General features: G+C 42.3%; 1 protein-coding gene. It reads right to left on the reverse strand.

Going from position 1 to position 1,789, the window contains the following annotated elements; genetic code table 11:
- Positions 1-389: 389 nt before the first annotated feature.
- Positions 390-1,667 (reverse strand): IS110 family transposase, encoded by a 1,278-nt coding sequence (locus tag ACTNDN_RS24780; protein ID WP_031536138.1) that lies wholly within the window; start codon positions 1,665-1,667, stop codon positions 390-392.
- Between the last annotated feature and the right edge of the window lie 122 nt (positions 1,668-1,789).

Consider the following 1,789-nt stretch of genomic DNA (forward strand, 5'->3'; position numbering starts at 1 on the left):
CCTCCCTCTATAAATATTGATTTATCAACGGTTTGAGCCGTTGTTGGGGTGTCAAAAAAATATTTTTCGACACGATTCCTAACAGAATTTATATATTATGTGTAATTATTCCAACCTACGGGTACGCTACGCGGTCACTACTGGATAATTATAGAAAGTAGTGATAGGGAATTATGCGATGCACAATGGATCTCTGCGTAGCTTATGATGACGTACCCTCCCATGTCTCTGGGCATCTATGTGCCTACATTCCTTCGTTCGGTCTAGTCATAAGGCAGAGGCTAGCGAAGCTCCTTTAGGGACTCAAGGTCGAATGGAAAATATATTGCCAGCTTCTCCGTGTCATCCTGTTGTCTAGGTCTTATTGTCTTATTAAGGGGATGTAGGGTTTAAACAGCCTCTGCGAGACCTGGAATATCCCTCATCATTCGCTGTGCGTCAAACGCTTTGTGCTTGGTACTAATTCCATGTAATACTTTTAATAGCTTACCGCATAAAACCACGATAGATTGCTTCTTGCGTAATGGATTAACCTGACGGTTTGTGTAATACTCGTGCAGCTTTCTAAAGGCTTCATTATGGCGAATCATAGGCATCATAACTCGGAACAGGAGGGCACGTAACTTTCGTCTGCCCCGTTTAGAAATACGTTTTTGTCCTTTATGCAGACCAGAGGAATTTTCACGTAACGTTAATCCCGCGAGTTTGATAAGTTGGCGTGGATCTTCGTAGTGTGAAAAGCTTCCAATTTCGGCTAATAAGTCAACAATGGTGGTATCTCCAAGTCCTTGGACGGTTGATAGCCATTCATACTCTACAGACGTTTTTACAAGTTCAACTAAGTGCACCGTAATGTTTTCGATATCTTTCTCTAATTGATGGTAACGGCGAACGAGCGTGGCGATTTCAATGTGGGCCATCTCACGTCCTTCTGTTACCCCGATAGAGTTAGCCGCGACTTCAATAAGGCGCACTGCTTTTGGTCTTTGTGGGGATTTTAGCCCCTCGACCTTTCGATAAAGGGTTAAGACTTCATCGGGTTGTTTTTGGTGAAAATCACTCGGAAATGGAGTACATTCAAGTACAGCTAAAGCCATTTTTCCGAATGAAGGAAACACCTGAGTAAACTCTGGGAAATAGCGATCTAACCAGCGAATCATCATGTTTTTGAGAGAGCCTAACTCCTCTACCAACTTGCTTCTAAAAGTTGAGCCAACACGAAGTTCTGCTTCCATTTCCTTTAAAATACGCGGATAACTGAAACGACCGTCTTTAATAAGACGAGCAATTACTAGCGCATCTTTTCGGTCATGTTTAGTTGGAAGATTGTCGTCTAACTCCTTTGAACGTTTGACGTGCATCGGATTTGTCATTACTAAGGGGATGCCCCGTTCCTCAAGGAAATAAGCTAAATTGAGCCAGTAATGGCCAGTAGGTTCAATCCCAACAATAACCTCTGTTTTTTCATTTTCTTTCATTGCGGTCAAAATACGTTGATAGAAATAATTAAAACCGCTATTAGACTGGGAAACAGCAAAAGACTTTTGAAGCACACGACCGCGATCATCTACAAAGCAAGCGTAATGCGTACGCTTGGCAATATCGATTCCGACCACAAGTGTTTTCTCGGTGACTTGATTTATTTTCTGATTTTGTTTAAAATCCATTATGGAGTCCTCCTTGGTTACAAATTAGGGGTCATTTCGTCGACGATTTGACACCCCGCATCATACCAAGAGGGCTCTTTTTGTTCAAGTCCCCGAAAATCCTTCTAACAGGAATGCTCCTT

This window comes from Niallia sp. HCP3S3_B10, from assembly GCF_052064465.1.
Classification (GTDB): domain Bacteria; phylum Bacillota; class Bacilli; order Bacillales; family Cytobacillaceae; genus Niallia; species Niallia hominis.

What these genes read in the sequence shown, in the direction of transcription:
- ACTNDN_RS24780 (WP_031536138.1), bottom strand. Translation starts at nt 1,667, where the DNA reads ATGGATTTTAAACAAAATCAGAAAATAAATCAAGTCACCGAGAAAACA.